Origin of the sequence: Chryseobacterium potabilaquae (assembly GCF_902728265.1) — a bacterium.
Lineage (GTDB): Bacteria > Bacteroidota > Bacteroidia > Flavobacteriales > Weeksellaceae > Chryseobacterium > Chryseobacterium potabilaquae.
Genome location: NZ_CACVBR010000134.1, coordinates 1 through 613, shown reverse-complemented (window position 1 = coordinate 613; position 613 = coordinate 1). Strand labels below are relative to the sequence as shown.

The window sequence follows — 613 nt, the reverse complement described above, 5'->3', positions numbered from 1 at the left end:
CGGAAAATTCAACTTCTTCTGAAGATCCTGATAACGATAAATATTGCCTATATTCATATAAAATATCTTTTGTACTCTCTTCTACTAGTACTAAACCAGCTCCTGTATCTCGCAATATATGATCAAACCTTTCCATTGGATAACCAGGATCCATAGGAACATACGCTCCTCCGGCCTTCAATACTCCTAAAATCCCTATAAGCATATCCTCAGATCTATTCAAACATAAAGGAATAAGCTCATCAGGTACTATTTTATAAGTATCCAATAAATAATGGGCCAACTGATTAGACCTTTCATTAAGCTCTTGATAAGTAAGGCTAACATCCTCATATACCAACGCTATATGATCCGGGGTCTTATCTACCTGATGCTCGAATAATTCATGAAGCAAAGAGGAGTGATCATATTCACAATAAGATCCTTCACCCATGGATATAACATTTGTGTCTTCTTCACGTACCAAGTGAAGGGAGGATAATTTAATATGAGAAGAAACAGAATCATGGTAATCTACAAACTGATCTAAAAGATAAAGATAAGTCGAGACCATATGCTCGATAGTCGATGCTTTGAATAAAGACTTAGCATAATTGAAGGTACCCGATAAAGT

The 613-nt window shown here is 35.7% G+C and carries 1 protein-coding gene; it reads right to left on the bottom strand.

Annotated elements, in window-relative coordinates:
* Nucleotides 1-613 (bottom strand): AMP-binding protein (locus CHRY9293_RS18520; protein ID WP_162034324.1); only part of this gene is annotated, 613 nt, incomplete at both ends.